Consider the following 20,686-nt stretch of genomic DNA (forward strand, 5'->3'; position numbering starts at 1 on the left):
GTTCTCAGCTGGTTGTATTCCTCGCCCAAACCGACTCACGCAGAACAGTTTGCATCGGCAAACGCAGGTATGCATCGCGTGCCGGACGATTGGTTCGATCCACGGCAAGAATCATTCGCGAAGCGGACTCCTCACGACAGCACTCAAGCGCCAACGAAAGGATGTCACGCGAAAAACCACGACCGCGAGCCTCGGGAACTACACCCATGTAGACGACTTCCAAAACCGATGCCGAATCGCCGCCGTGACGTGCCATCAACAAGCATCCAATGGGATCGTCGCCCGGACGTTCGGACAACATGAACCAAAGATCCGGTGCGTAGGTTGGCACGCCTTGGTAGCCATCCATGATCTCCGCCGCGGTCCGAAATTGTTCTAGCGAGGGACAATCCATCGACCCCTGATATGTCAGCTGAACCAAAGCACGAATCGCCTTCATTTGCTCTTCGTCATCGACGTCGACGGTTCGGGCGTGCAATTGGGTCGGCGCATCCAACAAGTCAAAAGAAGACGAGTCAGTCAAATCGAGGGCGAGATACTCCAGGTCACCGACCTTGGAAAATCCCATCCACTCCGGCCACACACCCGACGAGTGGATGGACCGAGCGGAGTCGCCTTCCGCGAGCGATGGATCATCCGCATCAGAAGCGGAATCTTCCTGCGGCCAAGCGGTCGCCCACTGCAGAAATTTGATTCCTCGCTGCTGGCAAATCTGACCAAGTGTCCGGCCAAGCCCATCAGCCAATCGCGAATTCTGGGTTTCTGGGTCGATCATGCGAGCGGGCTGGTCCGCCGCGACAACGATTGGGCCGGCGTGCAGCACCGTCGCCATATCGCTGTTGGGTGTTCCCAGAACAATCGCGATCGCGTCGGAGCTCTCGCTGATCAGCAAAATCAGGTCGTCGGTGACTTGGCGTGAAATTGCCGACCGAATCTGGTCCGTCACCATCACCGCTCGAGCCGGCGGGATTTGAGCGAGTGCCGGCGGCAGCAGCGTGGGAAGCTCGGCCAGAGAAAATGGGCGAAAAAGCGGTATCCGGTCGGATGCATCGCCAGAATTGGTCGCTTGGGTGCCGTTGGAAGGCTCGTCAAACCCGAATTGGTTGGCGTTCCCCATCATTCTCTCTATGATCGATTGACCGCGTCCTTCCGCGTTCCCTCCCACCCGTCGGGAGGCAAATTGTCGAAGGAACCTTCAGTCCTAAAATTGAGATAAAAATGCTTCGATCACGTCGACGCTCGAACTGGATTCGCTGGGCCGTTTGCCTGTCGATGGTTTCGTGCATTCATGCGATCGACGCATCGGATGCGTCGGCTCAACGTCTGCTGGAACGATTGCGAAATCGCATTCAAACCCCGCCGCCGTCGCCGCTTCAACAACCACCGTACCAGAATCCTGCCACCACCAACCGCGCCAATTCGGGACGAAACCGAACGTTGGCCACACCGTTCCCAAGAACCAATTCGTCCGCCGATCGCCGAGCCCCGGCGACGCAGCGTCCCCCAGCCGCGACGAACAGGCAATCCACCGTGACGGGGCGTGGTGGTGAGATCGCGTCAGAGAACATCGAGTTCGGCATGCGAGTCTCGCCGGCGGTTGTCGGCGGATACCAAGGCCTCCGCGTCGATGGCTTTTCATCTGACTCTCGCGCCGATGAAGCTGGTGTTCGACCGGGAGACTTGATCGTATCGATTGGCAACTCGCGGACACGTTCGCTCGATGAAGCCGTTGCCGCTCTCGACGACATCCGGCCGACACCAGGAAAAGAACCTTTCGTCGCGATGCAATTGTTTCGAGGCGGTCGTTTGTACCGCGGAAATGTTCCGGCGATCGCCAATGAACGCATCTCAGCCAAACCACCGATCACACTTCCCGATGCCGGCCGAAGTGTTTTGGACGACTCCGAAGCAAACAGGAATCGTCCGCAGGACAACGAGTTTCCGGCGCCGCAACTCCCAGCACCTGCGACCAACCGTCTGCCGCCACCAGCCAACAACGCGGCCCCCACCCTCGCTCGTTCGCGCGGTTCACTTGGCATCGAAGTTCGCGATGCGACACCTCAACGTGGCGTCATGATTGTGTCGGTTCCTGATGGGACCGCGGGCAAAGTCTCGGGACTCGCCGAAGGAGATCGGATCGTCTCGGCATCTGGTCGTCTCATCCGTGGAACGGACGACTTGCTTCGTGAGATCTCAGTTCTTCAACCCGGTGACGAAATCGAGTTTGGTTTGATTCGCGGTGACGCGATGCTTCAAAAGCAAATTGAAATGGGCGGCCCAGGCGGCGAGCCCACGCGTTCCGCCATCGCCAATGCAACTCCCGCGGCAGCGGATACCAACGGGGAAAACACCGACGCGACCGAAGCAGCATCGAGCGGCTTCCTTGGCGGTATGGGATCGATGTTTGGCAAGATGCTCGGTGGCAACGCTTCGACAGCACAAGCACCCGCCAGCGAAGAGCTTCCTCCGCCGAACGCTGAACCCAAGGCGACATTCACGTTGCCAGCTCCCGCCGAGTCCCTGCCTTCGCCCAAGCCGACTGCGGAACCATCGGTCGAAGCCGATCCGTTGGCGTTGCCCAGCGATTCCCTCACACCGAGCGTCGAAAGTCTTCCGCCTGCAAAACCAGCTCCCGTGTCAAAACCAGAATCGTTGCCGGCTGAACCAAAGCCACCAACGGTGGAAGAGTTGCAACGCGAAATCCAACGTTTGAAGCAGCAACTGCAAGCGAAGGAATGACGTCGGAGATCAACCGCGCATCCGCAAGCAGACATAGACGGCAGCGGCAATGAAGTCCGCTGTCGTGCCAGGATTCAAACGGTGAGCTTCGCTCCGCAAATACACGTCGAACTCACTGATCGATTTGAGTCCCCCCGTGCGTTCGAACTCGTCCAAGCACCGCTTGGCTCTTTGGCGGACTTCTTGTTCGGTTTCGCGACCATTCTTCCGCGCGACCAAAGAGTCACCGCGATCAGCCAGCAATCGCAAATGAGCCAGCGAAATGCCTGATAGCAGATCGCCCGTTTCGCGGACGGACGCCACCACGATCGGCACAACATCAGCAAAGAAACTCTCAAAACCGTTCGCGTATTCAGCCGCGATCAAGTCGCGATCCTTTGCAGCTCGCATCCCGGACATCACGTCGAACGAATCGGTCAACGATTGAACATCCAGCGATGGGTCTTCCGGTTGATAGTCCCCATCCATGCCACCGGCCGACGCTTTCGCGATCGCTTGGCCCAACCGCTGACTTTGTTCTTTGTCGATGCTCAACAGAACGTTTGCTGTCGCGTCACGCCAATCATTCAACGTCCATGAAGAGCTTGTCGGCCGCTGCTGTTCTTCCGCCAACACGATCGGCCCCAACAGCAACGCGATTCCTAGATTGACGTTCGTGTTTGTCTTGCGTCGAGTTTGTTCGATCAACGAACAAACGCGATCGCCCAAACCCGATGAGGCCGCGGTCAGCTCACTAGCAGCGATTTCGGCGGCCGAAACAAAATCTGCAAAGCAAAGATCGTCAAACTTGGCGACCGGATGAACGTTGCCCGCTTTCGGTGCGGTCGCTTCCAACACGCAAGCGTACTGAATCGCATCGCCTGGACCGCCGAGTGTGTTCGCGATCCACTGCCACGGATCACGCCGCACCGATGCGCTCCTTGACGCGGGCGAGCAATGAATCAATCGCGGCCAAGGTTTCTTCGGGCGAGTCTTCGATCACATAGTGACCGGTCGTTGCCAATTCCGTGACTTCCGCATCGGGCCAAACGGCTTCGAAGCGTCGCAGACATTCCGGTCGAAAACACCAATCCTTCATTCCCCAAATCAAAGAGATAGGTAGCGACGCCAGGTCCGGCAGATCGGACTCCAACTGCCGCAGCGTCTTCATCGTGGGATGAGAATCATTCAAAGGTATGTCACGGACAAACCGATCGATCGCGACTCGGTTCTGCCAGTTGTCATAGGGAGCCAGCAACCCCGCTGCGACATCGGGTTTCATCTTCGTTCGCGACATGGCCATGGTGACCGCCGCGCGTGCGAACAAATTCAATCCGCGAACGGCGGGCGTGCCCAACACGGGCATCCGGCACGCGGCAATTCGCTGAGGCATGTATGGCGGTGGGAACGCAGCCGTGTTCAGCAACCCAATCCCAGCCAAACGTTCTCGGCGAGCATGCATGGCCGACAAACCAATCGCACCACCCCAATCGTGAGCAATCAGGATCACGTTCTTCAAATCCAACTCGTCGACCAACCGAATCAAGTTGTCTCGATGGGCGGCCATCGTGTACGGGAATTCATCCGCCGACGGTTTGTCACTGCGACCGCAACCGATGTGATCGACCGCGATCACTCGTTGCTGCTTGCCATACCGCTCGATGATTCGCCGGTAGTAAAAGCTCCACGTCGGATTGCCATGCACACAAACAAAGGTTGGCTCGCCATCGGAAGATCTGACATCGGAACTCGCGAGGTCAGAACCGGCCGCCGTATCGATGTAGCGCAAGGTGTGACCGTCGATGGATAATTCCGACGACGGGTGAGGAAACAGATCGCTGGCAAGATTCGTCATGGCGGCTAGTTTCGACGATCTGCGGCGATTTGACGAGAGGCGGCAATTCAAATCTCGGTCGCCATCCGCTTTCGATTCTCCAGGCGGTTCGAACCTCTCGCCGGCTGCCTCATTCAGCTGGCTTGTTCAAGATCCGGCCTTCTCGGCTCGTTCCGTCCAAAATTTGCGAGCCGCCCGAACGTAGGGCACGAATGCCTTCAGTTGGTCGGCCGGAAGCTTGGTCAATCGCTGCTCGGTTTCGCCCAACCACTCCTGAAAAAAAGCGACGCTGCGTGCGGAAATTCTTGGTTGCCCGCCAACCTGAAAATACCAAGGCGACGAAATCACCGCTCGGTAGTGGTCCTCGTGCAACGTCACCACTCGAACGGTCGCCCAGCCCGATTCCTTGATTTTCAGAGGAGGGATTCGTCCGCCCGCTTTCGCGAATTCGTCCAGCTTCGCTCCATAGTGCAAACGACCGTTGTGAATCACCTCGAGGTATTCAACCGGGTCGCGAACGTTCAGGACAACCTCCGCGGTCAGCTCCACGGATTGGTCACCGCTGACGTCGGCCGGATTGATCTCGAACACATGACTTGGCAAACGTCCCTCCAGATTGGTCCGCATCAATGGACCGTTGGTCGCGAAACTGCAACCGTCCCAAGCCGCGTTCCACCATTCTTCCATCGTTCCGACGGCGACCGCGTCTTCCCGCGAGTCAAACGAAGATGCCTGCGATCGAGCGGCAACATACAAACGGTTGTATCCCACCGGCGAGTCGCCTGGTTTATCGCCCGAGCCCGCCATCGGCGCCAGTCGAAAACCAGCGTCCAACAAATGCCAATGGATCTGCCCGGCATCGCGTCCAAGCTGAGTCGCGTCGGCTCGATTGGCGGGCTGCAACATGCGTCCGTCGGGAACACGAATCACCGATTCGTTCAGCTGCAACCAATCGCCGAGCACAAACACACCATCGATCTTCTCGCTGGCCAACCAAATCGGCAGCAGCCAACCGAACGGATTTTCGATCGCGACACGCGTGGAAGAATCGGCCGGCAGACTCGATAACCAACCGAGTGACGCCAGTTCCGGCGAAGCAAACTTATCCGTCGAAACTGGATTCCAACCGGAATCGTTCTGGTTTCGATAAAACGCCAAACCGCCGATGCAGTCGACATTGGTTTCAATCCACAATGGATCCGTAAGCCAACCATCAGGCGTTTGCACGGGCTCGTCGTCACCAAACAAGTTTTTCGCATTGCGACGTGGGATCGGTTTTTCAGTTCCGCGTCCGGCAACTTCAGAATCGCGGATGACGTTTGCCACATGCAGATCTTCCGCCGTCATTCGCATCGGCAAACTGTCCGCCGATCGAGGCACCAAGCAATCGCCACTGGTCCAGCCTTCTGGTCGCATCTGGACCATTCGCGGCAGCGCGAGTTGGTGCTCGTCTTCACTGCCGCGTTGGACGTCGAAAGTGCCTCGAAGGACTCGCGACTCGGGACCTCGCGTCAGCTTGAACTCGTATGCGCCGTCTTGCAGCGACAGCTCCGCGAATTCGTCCAGCACGAACCCGGGCCCTGACGACAGCGAACGACGCGGCGACACCGAAACGGACTTCGGCCGGGAAGTTCGCCGCACCGTGGCGGGTAGTTGTCGGGTCAGCTCCATGCGTGCGATCGTCGGTTCTCCCGTCGACTCGTCCACCACTCGCAGCGTCAGGTCGCCGTCAGCCCAAAGCGGCATAGGTGGGCAGAAACCACACAAAACCAGGGCAAAAAGGGGACAAATTGACTTCACGGCATTCCCCCATCGGTCTGTGGTTCGGTGTTTGCTATGGTGAATCCACAAAAGACTGTTCCTGTCAAAATGACACAATCGCCTTCAAAATCATTGACACGCTGTGGCCGAAGATCTGTATCAAACGCTGGGAGTTTCTCGCGACGCCGACAAGGGCGAACTGACCAAAGCCTATCGCAAGTTAGCCCGGAAGTACCATCCGGACATGAATCCCGATAACCCGGACGCGCAAGAAAAATTCAAACGCGTTCAGGAAGCGTACGAAGTCCTCAACGACGAACAAAAGCGTGCGGCTTACGACCGCTACGGATCCGACTTCGAAAAAATTCGCGGGGGATGGAATCCGGGAGCCGGCGGTGGTGGCGGAGCAGCGGGCCCATCATTTGACGGCTTGGATCTGGAGCAAATCTTCGGCGCAGCCGGTCGCGGGGGCGGAGGAGGAGGACAACCTGGATTCGAGAACGGGTTCAATGACTTCTTCGAACAAATCCTCGGTGGCGGAGCACGGGGCGGTGGAGGTTCACCATTCGGTGGTGGCCAGCGATCGGCACCACCGCAGCGCGGTCAAAACATTCGGCACGAATTGTCCGTCACGTTCCGCACCGCGGTGCTGGGTGACAAAGTCGAGTTCTATCTCGCTCGCGGTGGCAAACAAGAAAAATTGTCGGTAACGATTCCACCCGGTGTCAGTTCCGGCAGCAAAATCCGATTGCGTGAACAGGGACATCCCGGCCCCGGTGGCGCAGGTGACTTGATCCTCATCATTCAAGTCGACGACCACCCGTTCTACAAACGCAACGGCAACCATCTGGAACTCAAACTTCCGATCACAGTTGCGGAAGCTGTCTTGGGTGCCAAGGTCGACGTGCCAACTCCCGCGGGAACAATCACGCTTTCCGTTCCAGCGGGCAGTTCCAGTGGCAAACGTTTGCGTCTGAAAGGACAGGGCGTTCGCAACCCAAAGGGGACGGACGGCGACTTGATGGTCGAACTGCAAATTCAATTGCCTGAATCGATCGACGAAGAATCCAAGCAACTGATCGAACAGTTCGACGCTGCCAATCCAATGCAGCCGCGTGAATCGCTGAAGTTCTGATCGGCCTCGATCACTTCGGCGCAGACGCTGCTTCCAATTGTGATTCGTGCAACATCACCGCCTTGATGATGTGACGGTCGGACAGAGTGTTCAGAGGCACCCGGTGCAGGATGCCTTTGCCGTCTTCCAGTTCCACCGTTTCGCGATCGACGATCCGATTGAGCTTGGCCTTCAAATGATGTTTGCCATCGCGATCGGTCCAGGTCGTCCAGCGCTCCTCGGCAGCAACGGCCTGATTTTGATTGCGCTGCTCTCCGACAACTTCTTCGATGGAAGCATTGTTGGTGATTGGATTGGCCAAAACTTCCCTGGCGGCTCGACTTCCCATCGCGCCCCAGATTCCATACGGACTTCGTGATCCCGCTTGGGTATATTCACGACCAATTGACACGCCGGGCTGAGAGATATCCCCCGTGTCGATGCTGTCCCGAACAAAGATGGTTCGGCCATCCATCATCAAAGCATGCACGCCATCAGCGTGCCGACTGGATGCCGATGCAATCGGGTCCTCCATTCCCAAATCTGACAAACAGGTCGGCGAGTTGGGTGGCAAGACGGTTTGGAACCCACTGATCGCCAAAGCTCCGTCTGCCCAACGCGATCCCCGGCGGACGTCCCACCAATCCGTATGATTGCCGTCATGCGTCTTGAGGCACAACGATGGATTCAAGCTCAACCCTTTGATTCCTTGAGCGATGTGGGACTCCTTCGCGTCATTCTCATCCGGCGTGATCGTTTCGGACATTCCAATTGTATTGGACAACCCGTCCAAGAAGTCACGAAACTTCATTCGCCGATTCCCGCTGAACGCACCTCGCATACCCGCCTGCACGCGCCGCATCGATTCGGCATTTTTCTGGTCAATCTTCTCACCCATCAAATACGTTCCGTCGCCGTAGCTCCATACATAGTTGCAGAACGTAGCTGGATCGATTGCTCCGGGCGGCAGCTCGGGCATCGCCAACGTCGTCACCACGATTGTTTCTTGCTCCGGCACCTCGGGTTTCGTTTGCATATCGTCTGGACAACGCAAAGTCACAAATGCCGATGCCCAAGGTGTGTATTCCGTTGAATCAAACCAGGGCGCAGGGCCCATTGGTGGGAATTGCTTTCCGGTCTTAAGCGACACATAGGGATTCGCGATTTTTTCCCACAATGCCTGCTGTTCCAAAAAAGGCGAGAGCGCGACCAACGGGCTGAGTCGTCCTTGGTTGCAAGTGTCATCTTCTCCACCAACGGTTCCTCCCAAACCGGGCGGCAACTGATTATAAGCAGCGTGGTAGTTGTGCATCGCCAAGCCCAACATCTTGAGGTTGTTCGAACACTGAATATTTCGAGCAGCAGCACGCTGACGCAACATCACCGGCAACAACAAGCTGAATCCGACTGACACCACCACACCGACGATGATCAGATCTGTGAGAGTGAGCTTTGATTTCATCGGAGAACTCCAAAGGAAAAGACGGCGGCATCCGCACGGGGATGACTAAGTTCCAAGCTTGGCGACAGGGTTCAGATTCACTCATCCAGCTTCTTCTAGCGGCCCCCAAAAGGATCGTCGGCGGCCTCCATCGCACGCATGAACTGAATCGGCTGACGGCCACCGCGTTGATTCATCCTTGCATCAAAAACGAGCTTCCAATGACCATCCACAAATGCCCAACTGAAGGGTCCCCTACCGGCTGCCAAAGCCTCTGGCAGCTTCTCAAGCACCTCCGGATTGGCCGTTTTCAAAGTGGCAAGTAGTTGATCGTAATCGGTGATCAGCGCACCTCGCTGTGTCCGTAACATCCCCGCTATCATTGCAACACCCGAAGGATGACCTCCCTGCTGCCCATCGCCGAAAGCAACCCATTCACGAGCAAATGTTTCGAACTGCTTGTCTTCCAACAATCCAAGCTGAGTCGACAAATGTTCGACCAACAGCTTTGCTTCTTCCAGCTTTCGTTGGCGATGAGTTTCAACCGCTCGGTAAGCGTCTTGGCTACTGAATTTCGACAGTGCCAACCGACGAATGGCACCTTGTTCGGACATCAAGACCAACACACCCTTGTCGGTCAAATCCACCTGACGAGCCTGGATTTTTCCCGTTCCTTTTGCCGCGTGCCAAGTTTCCAGTTCAAGCTTCGCAAACTCAGCGAGTTCTTCTTCGGTGAAAGTGCGTACCGGCTCAGACAATTCGCTAGGATCGAATCGGTCCCGGGCCGCTCTTGTCCCCATCGCACCCCAAACCCCGTACGGACTCTTGCTGCCCGGGGGAAGAGTCTTGCCATTGTCCAAGTGTCCTTCGGCAACACTCGGCGAATCCTGATCACCCACATCAATGGAACTGCTCGCGAATCGCACGGCTCCGTCCGCCATCAACACGTGAGCTCCCTCACCGTGCAGACTGGATGCGGACATCACGCCTTCGAGTTCACCTTTTTCCGATGTCGCTGAGCGAGAATTGGGTGGCAAAATGGTTTGAACACCCACTGACAACAGCGATCCGTCAGCCCAACACGCACCGCGTCCCTCAGGCCAGTATTTGGTTTGATCGTCTTCGTGAACATCGATGCAAACCGCGGGTCGCTCAATCAATCCGGGGATATTTTTGGCGACTCTCACACCGCCGATTCGGGCTTCACTCATCAGCAACGTATTGGACAACCCATCCAGCACATCGCGAAAACGAAAGACCATTTGATAGCCAAACATGCCTCTTAAAGCACCGGGCGTTCGTCCATAGGGTGGCATTTCTTCCAGCGGCGATGCCCCGACATTCATGACCGCGTCGCCATAGTTGATCGTGTAACTGGCGACCGTCGGAAAATCCTTTGCGGTTGGATCAGCGGGACAAACCAACACCTCGGGCCGTTCGTTCCAAGGTGTGTAAACCTTTGGATCAAACCATGGAACCGGGCCCATCGCCGGGAAGACCTTCCCATTGGCTCGCAATGGGTTGGAGATTTTTTCCCACAACGGTTGTTGTTCAAAGAATGGAGTCAAACCCACCAGCGGACTCAAACGATTCGCGTTGCCCAATGTCGGCTCGTCCGCACTTCCGGAGGATGTTCCACCGCATCCCATCGGCATCATGCTGTAAGCCGAATGGTAATTGTGCAGGGCCAACCCCACCTGCTGGAGATTCATCTCGCAACTGGACCGTCTCGCATTTTGTCTCATTCGAGGGACAACGCCGGCCAGCAACACCAAACCCACCATCGACGCAACACCGAGCGTAATGACATCGACAAACCTTAAGTGATACTTCGTTCCCATGACTTCATCCCACCTAAAAAGAAATCTGAGCGTGACGTACGTGTTCAATTCGTGGCAAACGCGTTGGCGTCTCTCCACTCGCTTACAAACGTCCCGACCATTCGTTTCGATCAATCACGTCACTGATAAACATCTGCTGAGCCACCAAGATTGACTCATGCAACTGTTCCGCTGTCACTGAACCAGCCTTGTTGGAAACATCCAACGTCCCCGTCGCATCGCTTAGAAATTCGACCTGATACCCACGGTGAAAGGCTTGGCGAGCCGTCGTGTCACAACAAACCTGTGTCATGTAACCGGCGATACTGACGGTGTCGACGTCGTTGGATTTCAGAAAATCGTCGAGGCCCGTGTTGGTGAACGAACCTGGCAAGGCCTTGTCGATCAACGCATCTCGGTGCCGCGACTCCACCTCGGGATGCAATTGCCACATCTCGCTGTTCTTGCAGAACACGGGTGAATCCGGATCGGGTTGATGGTGACGAATCACCGCCGTTGGGATCTTTGCGTCTCGGGCTTGGTCCATGACTTCCAAGATCGATTCCAAGTGTCCGACCGGGTGTCGAATCGGAAACGCACCATCGAAGTATTCACGCTGGACATCGATGACCAACAAAGCTCGCTTCATTCGTTCGCCTTTGAAAAAGCAGAAAAGGGGGGAGGGCGGTTACACCCTGAAGGTGATCATGGCGTCTGAGCCGCTGAAATGCAAATTTCTGCGTTTCAATCGAGCGGGCAGAGATCTTCAAAACCCATGAACCGGTCAGTCATCGGCCACGATCACAAACAGAAATGGCGACAAACACAACGCGGCTGAATCATCAAAAGGCTCCGCCGCGTCGACTTCACACGGTCTCAGGGTTGGATCTGCAACTTTTGCAAATCGCTCCGCAACTTACCTTCGCTCAGCTGAGGATCTTTCATCAGATCTCCATAGCGAAGCAGCGAACGCGCCAACCTTGCGGCAATCGCTTGATTCTCCGGCTTGCCGATATGGTTCGTGGTTTCGTGCGGATCCTCTTTCAGATCAAACAGCCATGGTTGATCGTCCGCCGAGACAATCAACTTGTACCGATCCGTGACCGCGGCGATCCAAGCCGCTTTACTGGAAGCAGCCCGCAAAAACGTGACACTGTTTCGATGGGATTCCTGGTCGGACGTATCAATGTCTCGAAACCATTCCGATAGATCTCGTCCCTGCGTTCCCTCAGGCACTTCCTTCCTCAGCAGCGACAACAAAGTGGGAGCAAAATCGACGGTGCCCATCGCTTCATCAATTCGCAATCCGGCCGGCACGAGCCCCGGTGCCGCGACGATCATCGGGACCTTCGCACTGCCTTCGTATGGGTTGCCTTTGTTCAGGCGGCCATGTTCATAGCACAGGTCGCCATGATCCGAAGTGAACACCACCACGGTTCGCTCGGTCAAGCTGAGTTCATCGAGCAGAGCCAGCAGCATGCCGACATTGTCGTCGATGCATCGAACCATTCCAAAGTATTGCGTCATCAACCTCGCATTGAATCTCTGTTCCGCATTGCGATTGGTCCCCGGCAACCAACCTGGTTTCGTCCCGTCCAACTGAAACGTCATCGGTGGCCGGACCGGCATGTCTTCAAACATGGTGTCGTAGGGCTGACGGACCGTGTTGGGACCGTGAGGATCAGGCAGCGACAGGTGATAACAAAACGGTTCTTGCGAATGCTCACGAATGAAATCAGCAGCTCGATCGCACAACCAATCCGTACTGAAAGTCTCCTCATCCGCTCCGTCCAGGTCGTAGTTCGGCTGCCCCTTCTTGTTCGTCGCCGCAACGATCGGTTGACCGTTTTCAAAGTCGAATTTCTTCCAGTGGCCGCGGTTGAACATGTATCGATTGTCAGAAAAACCGAATTGGCGTTCCGGTCCCCATTGAGGTTTTCCGGGTCCGTCCAAATGCCACTTGCCCGCATAGCCGGTTGCGTAGCCGTCTCGCCGCAGAACTTCCGCGAATGTGACCATGTCACCGCGAAGCGGTCGGTCGTTTTGGTAAGCACCTGTATTTTGTGGGTATCGCCCCGTGAAAAAAGCGGCTCGCGATGGCGTGCAAACGGGAGACGTCGCGTAGAACGACGTGCAAATCGCTCCGCGTGCAGCGATGGAATCGATGCTGGGTGTTTCAACCACGGCACCTTGGCCCCAAATCTCAGCTTCCTCGATTGGCAACGTGTCGCGGTAACAACCCAACGTCCGAAAGTTGTGCTCATCGGTTTGGATGATCAACACGTTTCTCGGTTGGGCACCAGCGGAAACTGACAACACAGCCCCCCATAACAAACAACCTGTGAAAACGATCACCAGCCCCCTTCGAATTCGCGAGCAAAATGAGGGGCAACTGCGATGACTCACAGCCACGAATTTAAATCCAAAGCCGAGGTTGATGGGTGACATTGCGTTTCTCAACGGGAACGAATAGAAGGCCCCACTTTAGCTGATTCGAATTCACTGCGGTTTCCATACGAACCGAACGTTCGACGTCGAAACTCAATGAGGATCGGAATCCGCGGCATTCAATTCCGAGGTGCACGCTAAGATGAGTAGCCAGCTTTGTTGCCATTTGAATCAGCCGTTTCCCGGACCTCGCTCAATCCATGCAACCTGTTCCTGATCCTTTCTTCCGTTTGCTGCCATTGCATCTCATCCTGGTGTCATCCTCCGCCACGATTTTCGCTCTGGTGGGTTGCGACACCGGCAACAGCGTCGATCCACAACTCGTCAATCGCTTGATCGCCACCCACACCCATTCGCGGCCAACCGATGCGGAATCGATCCGGGCATTTTGCGGCGACTGCCACGCATCGCCCGATCCCGGAATTTTTGAAAGGGAACGATGGGAAGAGGAAGTCGACCAAGGGTTTCGATTGTATCGAGAGTCATTGCGAGACGATTTGGTGCCGCCCGATCGAGACGCCACCCTGGCTTACTACCGCGATCCATCGCCCGAAAAATGGGACATGCCCATTCCGAATCGCACCATGGACAACCGCTTCGAACGACATGTTGTCCAGTGGCCAACCAAACCCGCCCTCAGCGCGGTCTCCAGTGTGCTGAAGCTGCCCGATCAGGATGGCAATCCGACGTTGGCCCTGACCGACATGTGGACAGGCGCGGTCGCAAAATTCACAGCCAAGCGACCCGACATCGCATCGATCCATGTTGAGCGGATGGCATCCGTCGCGCACGCATCGCACGTGGCAAAATCGGATTTGGACGGCGATGGACAAACAGATTTCTTGGTCGCCGACCTCGGAACTCACAACCCTCAAACCGAACACGAAGGCAACGTGTGGTGGTTGCGACCGCTCCAAAATGACGCCGGTCAATCCATTTCAGACACCCCGTCTGACGTGAACTACGAGCGAATCCCTTTGCGACTCGCCATGTCACGCGTCGCCGACGCACAGCCGATTGATTACGACGGCGATGGGGACCAAGACATCTTGGTGGGCGATTTCGGTTTGCATTTCGAAGGAGGACTGCATCTGGCTTTGAACCAGGGCAACGACACCGAAACAGGTATCCCTCAGTTCGAGTGGCAGACTCTCGATGAGCGACCGGGCATCATCACGATTGAAGTGTTGGACTTCGATCAGGATGGCAAGCAAGACTTTCTCACTCTCCTGACTCAACACTACGAGGCGATTCAATTCCACCGCAACCTGGGCGATGGAATCTACGAAACCATCCTGTTACATCAAACGCTTAACCCGGCCTATGGTTCGAGCAGCATGAAAACCGTGGACTTCGATCAAGACGGTGACTGGGATGTATTGGCAACCAACGGCGACACGTTCGATGACTCCCTGGCAAAACCTTATCACGGAATTTGGTGGCTCGAGAACAATGGTTCTTACCCGCTGACGCGTCACGAGGTGGCAACCATGCCAGGTTGTTACCACGCCTCAACCGGCGACTTTGACCACGACGGTGACCTCGACATTGCAGCCACGTCTTGGTTGGGCAAGCAAGAGATCGCACGCTACCCTGCAGACTCCTTTGATGGACTGGTGTGGTTCGAAAACATGGGCAAGACCACAGAGGACTCAAGCTTCACATTCCAACGCCGCACTCTCGAAATGAATCGCTGCCAAGCTGCAACGTTAGAAGTCATCGATTGGAATGGTGACGGTCACGAAGATCTGTTGGTGCCCCAATCGGTCCTGGCATTTAACGTGACTCAGCCTCTTGTTGTATGGATCAATCGTGGCGTTGCGACCAAGGAGCCCAACGAATGAGTTCCACGAAACCGCATCGTCGCCGATCCCGACCGAGTTCGCCTTCTACAACACCCGTTGCTTCTTCTTCATCGACACGGTCTCGCAAACCAATCCTTTTCGCGATTGCCGCCTGCGCGGTCGGTTTGCTGATCTCGCTGCTGTTGCCTTCTCGATTGTACTGGCATCGTTACCAAACCCAACTTCGCAACACCAACTATGCCGCCGCGACCAAGGCACTCGAGTCCGCTGAACGTTGGTGGGCATCGACGGCCAGCGTCATCTTGGCAAACGCGAACATTCTGGCGCAGCAAGGATACGACGACCGCGCGATGACGGCGATCGTTGCCGCCGAGAACATTGGCGCGGACCCAGCGATCGCCTCCGCAATGAAATCTCGACTGAAATGGCAAAGCGGAAATCTTGATTCACGAGCCCAACAATACGACACCCCCGGTTTCACGCCGGATGATTACGCTGCCATTGCAATGGGATACATCGTTCGAGGAAACGACGCCGACGCCGCGAAGGTCACGCAGACTTGGCAACAACGAAATCCCCAAGACGCCTCCGCAGAAGTTATCGCGTCATTGATCGCTCAGAACCGCGAAGACTCCGATCAAGCCGGAAAACTTCTCCGAGACGCGATCCGAAAAAATCCCAAACATGTGACCGCCCGTTTTGAGTTGGCACAGCATCAATACGATCAGCGAAACTTTGATGCCGCCTTGGCTGGTTTTGAATCGGTGATCTCAACGCTTTCACCATTCGTCCCAGCTGGCGATCGCGTTTCGATCAATGGAGAACAACTTCACGCCTCCCAATTCATTCGCGCGTTGATTTTGCAAGAACAAGATCAAATCGATGAGGCGGAAGACCAATTCCAAAAGTTGCTCGAAACCTTCGAAGACGATTTCGCGATTCGGTACTCTCTGGCCAACATGTATGCCTTGCAAGGAAACGGCGATAAAATTTTAGAGACGCTTGAGCCAATCATTCATCGATTCCCCGAAGATATCTCGCTGAACTATTTGATGGCCACGGGCGAAACGCTTCGCGGCAACGTTGCCCTGGCAAACGACTGGATCGATCAGTATTTAAAAGCCCGACGTCAACTGAACCAACTCTTGGAAGCCGAACGCATCCGAGGCAATCGTCCGCCCGATCCCGAGTTTTCTATGCTGTTGGCGGAAACCTACTTGCGTTTCAAATGGGACGACGCAAAACCGTGGTTGGATTTGGCGGCCTCTTTGCAACCTCGATCACCTCGCGTGCGACGCGGTTACCGGCAGTTCTACGAGAACTCCGGTAACTTCGAACACGCCGCCCGATACAGCGACTGATGACGGTCCTCGCCTTCATTCATTGCGGCTAAGAGGAAGAATCAATGGCCGAGCGGGCACGAGAGATTCCGACAAATGAACCGGTGCGATGGGCGGACAAGGCTTCGGGCCTTCATACACCGTCCACAATGGCTGGCCTTTTTCGACGCGGTCGCCAACGCGAACGTGCAGATCGATTCCAACCGACGGTTCCACTGGATCGGATGTTTTGCGTCGACCACCGCCCATCGAAATGATCGCGTCGCCGATCGCGGGGCAATCAATCGTTTCGACCCATCCGGAACGCTCCGCGACAGTGTCGCTTTGTTTGCCCAGCGGCAGATGACCGGAAAGCTTGCCGCCTTGTTCGTGAACCATGCGTTCAAATCGTTGCATCGCTTCGCCCGAATCGAGTTTGCGGGCCAACAATTCCTCCGCCGCTCGCAGATCATCGGCTTGTTTGGTTGCCACCAGCAACTCGGCCGACAATCGCAGCGTCAACGCTCGCACCTCTTCCGGTCCACCGCCGTCGAGCACATCGAGTGACTCGTTGACTTCGTTCGCATTCCCGATGGCTCGTCCGAGTGGCTGATCCATGTCGGACAGAACGGGGATGGTCGGCAGCCCGGCTTCGGCACCAACTGCTTGCAGAGAATCCGCCAATTCGGTTGCTTGCTGAATGGTCGGCATGAAGCCAGCCGATCCAACCTTCACATCCATCACCAGGGCATCCAAGCTTGCTGCCAGCTTCTTGCTCAGAATGCTGGCCGTGATCAGCCCAACGGATTCGACGGTCGCGGTGACGTCGCGCAGTCCATACAAACGACGGTCCGCTGGTGCAATCGACTCGGTGGCTCCGACGATGAAGCACCCCACTTCCTTCAGGACTCGGCTGGATTGTTCAATCGACAGCTGTGTTTGGTAGCCCGGAATCGATTCCAGTTTGTCCAGCGTCCCACCGGTTCGCCCGAGGCCTCGACCGCTGATCATCGGCACGTCCACTTCGCAACACGCGAGCAACGGAGCCAAGATCAGCGAGACTTTGTCGCCCAGCCCTCCGGTGCTGTGTTTGTCGACTCGAGGCCGATCGTTGACCCGGGGCAGACGTACACCACTGTCGACCATGCACCGGGTCAGCTCAGCCGTTTCGCGTCGGTCCAGTCCGCGGAAGAAAATCGCCATCGCGAGGGCTGACATTTGGTAATCCGTGACCTCGCCGCCACAGTAACCCTCGATCAGGAACCGCCATTGGTCGGCATTCAGGACCCCTCCGTCCCGTTTGGTCCGGATCAAATTGGCGGTCAGCATCGAGCACTTGCCTTGCGAAAGACTGAAGAAGGACGGTTGAGTCAAACGGGGCGAGCGGGCGTCGCGGAGGTGATGCGCCGAGGCCCGCTGGAAAACCATGGGATGACATCCTACAAACATCTGGCTTGTCTTTCGACAATTGGCCTTGATCGACTAAGCTAAGGCCCGGGTTCAACCTGAAGATTCTTTTCCTCCTTCCTCCGATTCACGGGGAATTTCGCCATCCCGGTGAACATTCCCGGTCACGCGAGATCAAAACGAATGGCACACGGCGCAGCGAAAAAGGTTCCCGCAGGCCCCCCCCGCGATATGTCGCCCGATGCGGTCGCAGCGCGGCTGAAAAGCAGTTTGCTGCAGGAAAAGAAGGAACTCGAAGTCGACAAAATCTTCCGGGCACTGGTCAAACTGGAAGGTTCAGACCTTCACCTGAAAGTCGATCAGCCACCCATGGTTCGCGTCGGCGGTGAACTCAAACCGCTCAATCGGGGACCAATCGGAGCCGAAGAAATGGTGCGGCTGCTGCTCCCGATGATGGACGATCGCAACCTGATCATCTTCGAAGAAGAAGGCGGGGCTGACTTTTCATACCAATGCGAAGTCGACGGCGTCCGCTGGCGATTCCGGATCAACATGCTGAAATCGCTGGGCAACATCGGTTTGGTCGCTCGCCGGATCAGCAACTTCATCCCCGACTTTCGCGGCCTCTTCCTGCCCGACTCGATCGAAAACCTTTGCCACTACGAACAGGGCATGGTTCTGCTCGCCGGAGTCACGGGCTCGGGAAAAAGTACCACGATCGGTTCGATGCTGAACTACATCAACAGCATCTATCGAAAACACATCCTGACGCTCGAAGACCCGATCGAATTTATCTTCACGGAAGACAAATCGCTGATCAACCAACGCGAAATTGGTCAGGACGTCGTGGACTTCTCCGTCGGAATGAAACACGCCGTGCGGGAAGACCCCGACATCATTCTGGTCGGTGAGCTTCGGGACGAAGAAACGTTCATGACGGCGATTCACGCTGCCGAAACAGGTCACTTGGTTTTCGGAACGATCCACGCCGCGAGTGCCTCGACCTGCATCGGCCGGATCCTGGACTTGTTCCCCGAAGAAATGCACAACGCCATCCGCAGCGCCATCGCCTTCAACATGAAAGGCATCGTCGCCCAGAAATTGCTCAAGAGCATCAAGCCCGGCGTCTCGCGAGTGCCAACCTGCGAAGTGATGACGTTCTCGCCGATGATTCGCAAACTGGTCCTCGAAGGCCACGACAACAAACTACCCGATGCGATTCGCATCGGTGCCGAAGACGGCATGCAAGACTTCACCATGAGTTTGAAACAATTGATCGACGACGAATTGATTGATCGGCCGACCGCGTTCGCAGTCGCACCGAACAAGGACGCGCTGAAGATGGCGCTCAAGGGCATCGACGTCAAAGCACCAGGAATTCTGTAAGTGGCAAAGCAATCCAACGAAGAAGTACAACTCTGGCAAACCGTCGCTCCCGTGGAATTCGTTCCTCGGATCAAAGACAACAACGAATTGCAAGCGTTGCTGATCAGCACCCGCCAAGGCGCCGGCTATGCCATCGCCGGCGGCCAAATTGCGCACGCGATCACTTCGCGAGCCACGCACATCCTGATGGACTTTTCCAAGTCCGCTTGTGCGATTCGCTATCAAATCGACGGGGCCTGGGAACAGCTTCCGCCGCTGGATCGCGAAAGCGGCGACGCAATGCTGTACGCGTTGAAGCAACTGTGCTTGATGAATCCGGCCGATCGTCGTGGCAGCCAAAAAGGCGGCATGCGAGTCAAATTGGTCAAGGACAAGTACCAATTCAACGTTCAATCACAAGGCGTGCCCACCGGCGAGCGTGTGATCTGTCGTCTGGAAGCCGAAGAGATGCCGTTCAAGAAATTGGGCGACCTCGGCATGCGGGACAAAATGATCGAACAGTTCAAAGAGAAACTGAACGGTTCGGGCAACATCGTCCTCATCACGGCCAAAAAGAGCGAAGGTGTTTCGACTTTCTGGAACGTCGCCATCAGCGCCGCCGACCGGTTGGTCCGTGACTTCCAATCGTTCGAACCTGCGGAATCACCCGAACCCGAGATCATCAATATCTCGCCCAACTTGTTCGGTGGAGACACGGGGAAAACCGAACTCGAGATGGTCAACCGAATGGTTCTGCGTGAACCGGACGTGTTGATGTTCCCCAACCCGCCGCAGCCTGAATCACTGAAGGTTGCGTTGGAACAAGTCGTCGCGGCCGACCGACAAGTCATCCACCGGATGGCGGCCGAAAGTGCCATGCCCGCCTTGCTCACGTTCCTGGGCCGTTACCCGGAATGTCGCAGCCTGATCGCAAACAACATCGGCTGTGTGATTCATCAGCGACTGGTTCGACGTTTGTGTGACAACTGTAAAGTCGGGTTTGAACCGCCCCCAAAGCTGCTCGCTCAACTGGGCATCCCCGCCGGTCGAGTTCCGTTGCTCTACAAGCCGTTCATCCCGCCGCCGATCGAACAACAAGTCGACGAGAACGGGCGGCCTGCGCCAATCACACCGTGCCCCGTCTGCAACTCACGAGGCTACCACGGTCGCATCGGGCTGTACGAACTGCTGACACCAGGCCCGCAACTTAAAGCGGCCTTGGCCAAGTCTCCAGATGCCGGCCAGTTGACCGCGATCGCCAAATCCGAAGGTTTCCGCCCCGTCCAATCCGAAGCCGTCCTCACGGTCGCGCGAGGACTGACTAGCCTCGACGAACTCAAACGAGCCTTCGCCAAACGCTAGCCCGCCATTCCGGACACGTCGCCCCACATTGGCACAAGCAGCTCCACCCTTCGTAGGCCGGATCGCAGCGGAGCGACGGACTCTGCATGGCAGCACTCACCTTCGTTCCACTCAACAAGGCCGGAACGTTGCTGACTAGCAGCATCGAACGATCCGTGAGCAAGAACGCTACCGCAGTTCTCTGGCGCAGTGGTATGGTTAATTTACCTCCGTCCCCTTTGATCGTTCTCAGAGGACTCGAGCTTCGGCTAGACGACGCGTTTTGAACTGCGACGAACGAAGCAACATGAAG

Annotated in this window: 15 protein-coding genes; 6 read left to right on the top strand and 9 right to left on the bottom strand. The window is 56.3% G+C overall.

Annotated features, from left to right (window positions below; all coding sequences use genetic code 11):
• Positions 1–4 precede the first annotated feature (4 nt).
• Positions 5–1,120, bottom strand: coding sequence for a GNAT family N-acetyltransferase (locus RE6C_RS18110; RefSeq protein WP_008658834.1), 1,116 nt, complete (start codon positions 1,118–1,120; stop codon positions 5–7).
• A gap of 98 nt (positions 1,121–1,218) precedes the next feature.
• Here RE6C_RS18110 and RE6C_RS18115 point away from each other — a divergent pair, with 98 nt between their 5' ends.
• Positions 1,219–2,739 carry a PDZ domain-containing protein gene (locus tag RE6C_RS18115; protein ID WP_008658835.1) on the top strand — a complete coding sequence of 507 codons (1,521 nt, stop codon included), beginning with the start codon at positions 1,219–1,221 and terminating at the stop codon, positions 2,737–2,739.
• Between the two features lie 9 nt (positions 2,740–2,748).
• On the opposite strand, the gene RE6C_RS18120 is transcribed toward RE6C_RS18115, so the two are convergent.
• From RE6C_RS18120 to RE6C_RS18130, 3 genes are all read right to left on the bottom strand, one after another.
• Entirely contained in the window at positions 2,749–3,648 is a 900-nt protein-coding gene (locus RE6C_RS18120) for a triphosphoribosyl-dephospho-CoA synthase (protein WP_008658837.1), read from the bottom strand.
• Positions 3,638–4,573 (bottom strand): alpha/beta fold hydrolase, encoded by a 936-nt coding sequence (locus RE6C_RS18125; RefSeq protein WP_008658839.1) that lies wholly within the window; start codon positions 4,571–4,573, stop codon positions 3,638–3,640. Before RE6C_RS18125 ends, RE6C_RS18120 begins: the two co-directional genes overlap by 11 nt.
• Positions 4,574–4,699: 126 nt before the next feature.
• Entirely contained in the window at positions 4,700–6,298 is a 1,599-nt protein-coding gene (locus RE6C_RS18130) for a CehA/McbA family metallohydrolase domain-containing protein (RefSeq protein WP_008658840.1), read from the bottom strand.
• Positions 6,299–6,455: 157 nt separating this feature from the next.
• Between RE6C_RS18130 and RE6C_RS18135 the strand changes: the two genes are divergently transcribed.
• Positions 6,456–7,448, top strand: a complete 993-nt coding sequence (locus RE6C_RS18135; protein WP_008658842.1) for a DnaJ C-terminal domain-containing protein — start codon at positions 6,456–6,458, stop codon at positions 7,446–7,448.
• Positions 7,449–7,458: 10 nt separating this feature from the next.
• Here the strand turns inward: RE6C_RS18135 and RE6C_RS18140 are convergent, their stop codons facing one another.
• From RE6C_RS18140 to RE6C_RS18155, 4 genes are all read right to left on the bottom strand, one after another.
• On the bottom strand, positions 7,459–8,889 hold the full coding sequence (locus tag RE6C_RS18140; protein ID WP_008658843.1) for a DUF1559 domain-containing protein: 1,431 nt from the start codon (positions 8,887–8,889) through the stop codon (positions 7,459–7,461).
• Positions 8,890–8,984: 95 nt separating this feature from the next.
• A complete protein-coding gene (locus RE6C_RS18145; protein WP_008658845.1) occupies positions 8,985–10,709 on the bottom strand; it encodes a DUF1559 domain-containing protein in 1,725 nt (574 codons plus the stop codon).
• 82 nt (positions 10,710–10,791) lie between these two features.
• Positions 10,792–11,337 carry a cysteine hydrolase family protein gene (locus RE6C_RS18150; protein WP_008658847.1) on the bottom strand — a complete coding sequence of 182 codons (546 nt, stop codon included), beginning with the start codon at positions 11,335–11,337 and terminating at the stop codon, positions 10,792–10,794.
• Between the two features lie 227 nt (positions 11,338–11,564).
• Positions 11,565–13,007 (bottom strand): sulfatase family protein, encoded by a 1,443-nt coding sequence (locus RE6C_RS18155; protein WP_008658848.1) that lies wholly within the window; start codon positions 13,005–13,007, stop codon positions 11,565–11,567.
• Positions 13,008–13,336: 329 nt separating this feature from the next.
• Between RE6C_RS18155 and RE6C_RS18160 the strand changes: the two genes are divergently transcribed.
• Both RE6C_RS18160 and RE6C_RS18165 read left to right on the top strand, forming a co-directional pair.
• Positions 13,337–14,980, top strand: a complete 1,644-nt coding sequence (locus RE6C_RS18160; RefSeq protein WP_008658850.1) for an FG-GAP repeat domain-containing protein — start codon at positions 13,337–13,339, stop codon at positions 14,978–14,980.
• Complete coding sequence (locus RE6C_RS18165; RefSeq protein WP_008658852.1) at positions 14,977–16,302, top strand: tetratricopeptide repeat protein; 1,326 nt, start codon at positions 14,977–14,979, stop codon at positions 16,300–16,302. Before RE6C_RS18160 ends, RE6C_RS18165 begins: the two co-directional genes overlap by 4 nt.
• Positions 16,303–16,317: 15 nt before the next feature.
• Here RE6C_RS18165 and RE6C_RS18170 read toward each other — a convergent pair whose 3' ends face one another.
• Positions 16,318–17,589 (bottom strand): thymidine phosphorylase, encoded by a 1,272-nt coding sequence (locus tag RE6C_RS18170; RefSeq protein WP_039962473.1) that lies wholly within the window; start codon positions 17,587–17,589, stop codon positions 16,318–16,320.
• A 261-nt stretch (positions 17,590–17,850) separates the two neighbouring features.
• Here RE6C_RS18170 and RE6C_RS18175 point away from each other — a divergent pair, with 261 nt between their 5' ends.
• Both RE6C_RS18175 and RE6C_RS18180 read left to right on the top strand, forming a co-directional pair.
• Complete coding sequence (locus RE6C_RS18175) at positions 17,851–19,053, top strand: type IV pilus twitching motility protein PilT (protein WP_037253787.1); 1,203 nt, start codon at positions 17,851–17,853, stop codon at positions 19,051–19,053.
• The gene (locus RE6C_RS18180; protein ID WP_008658857.1) at positions 19,054–20,394 is read left to right on the top strand and encodes an ATPase, T2SS/T4P/T4SS family; all 1,341 of its coding nucleotides are present in this window, start codon (positions 19,054–19,056) and stop codon (positions 20,392–20,394) included.
• Positions 20,395–20,686: the final 292 nt, after the last annotated feature.

Origin of the sequence: Rhodopirellula europaea 6C (genome assembly GCF_000338295.1) — a bacterium.
In the GTDB taxonomy this organism is placed as follows: Bacteria; Planctomycetota; Planctomycetia; order Pirellulales; family Pirellulaceae; genus Rhodopirellula; species Rhodopirellula europaea.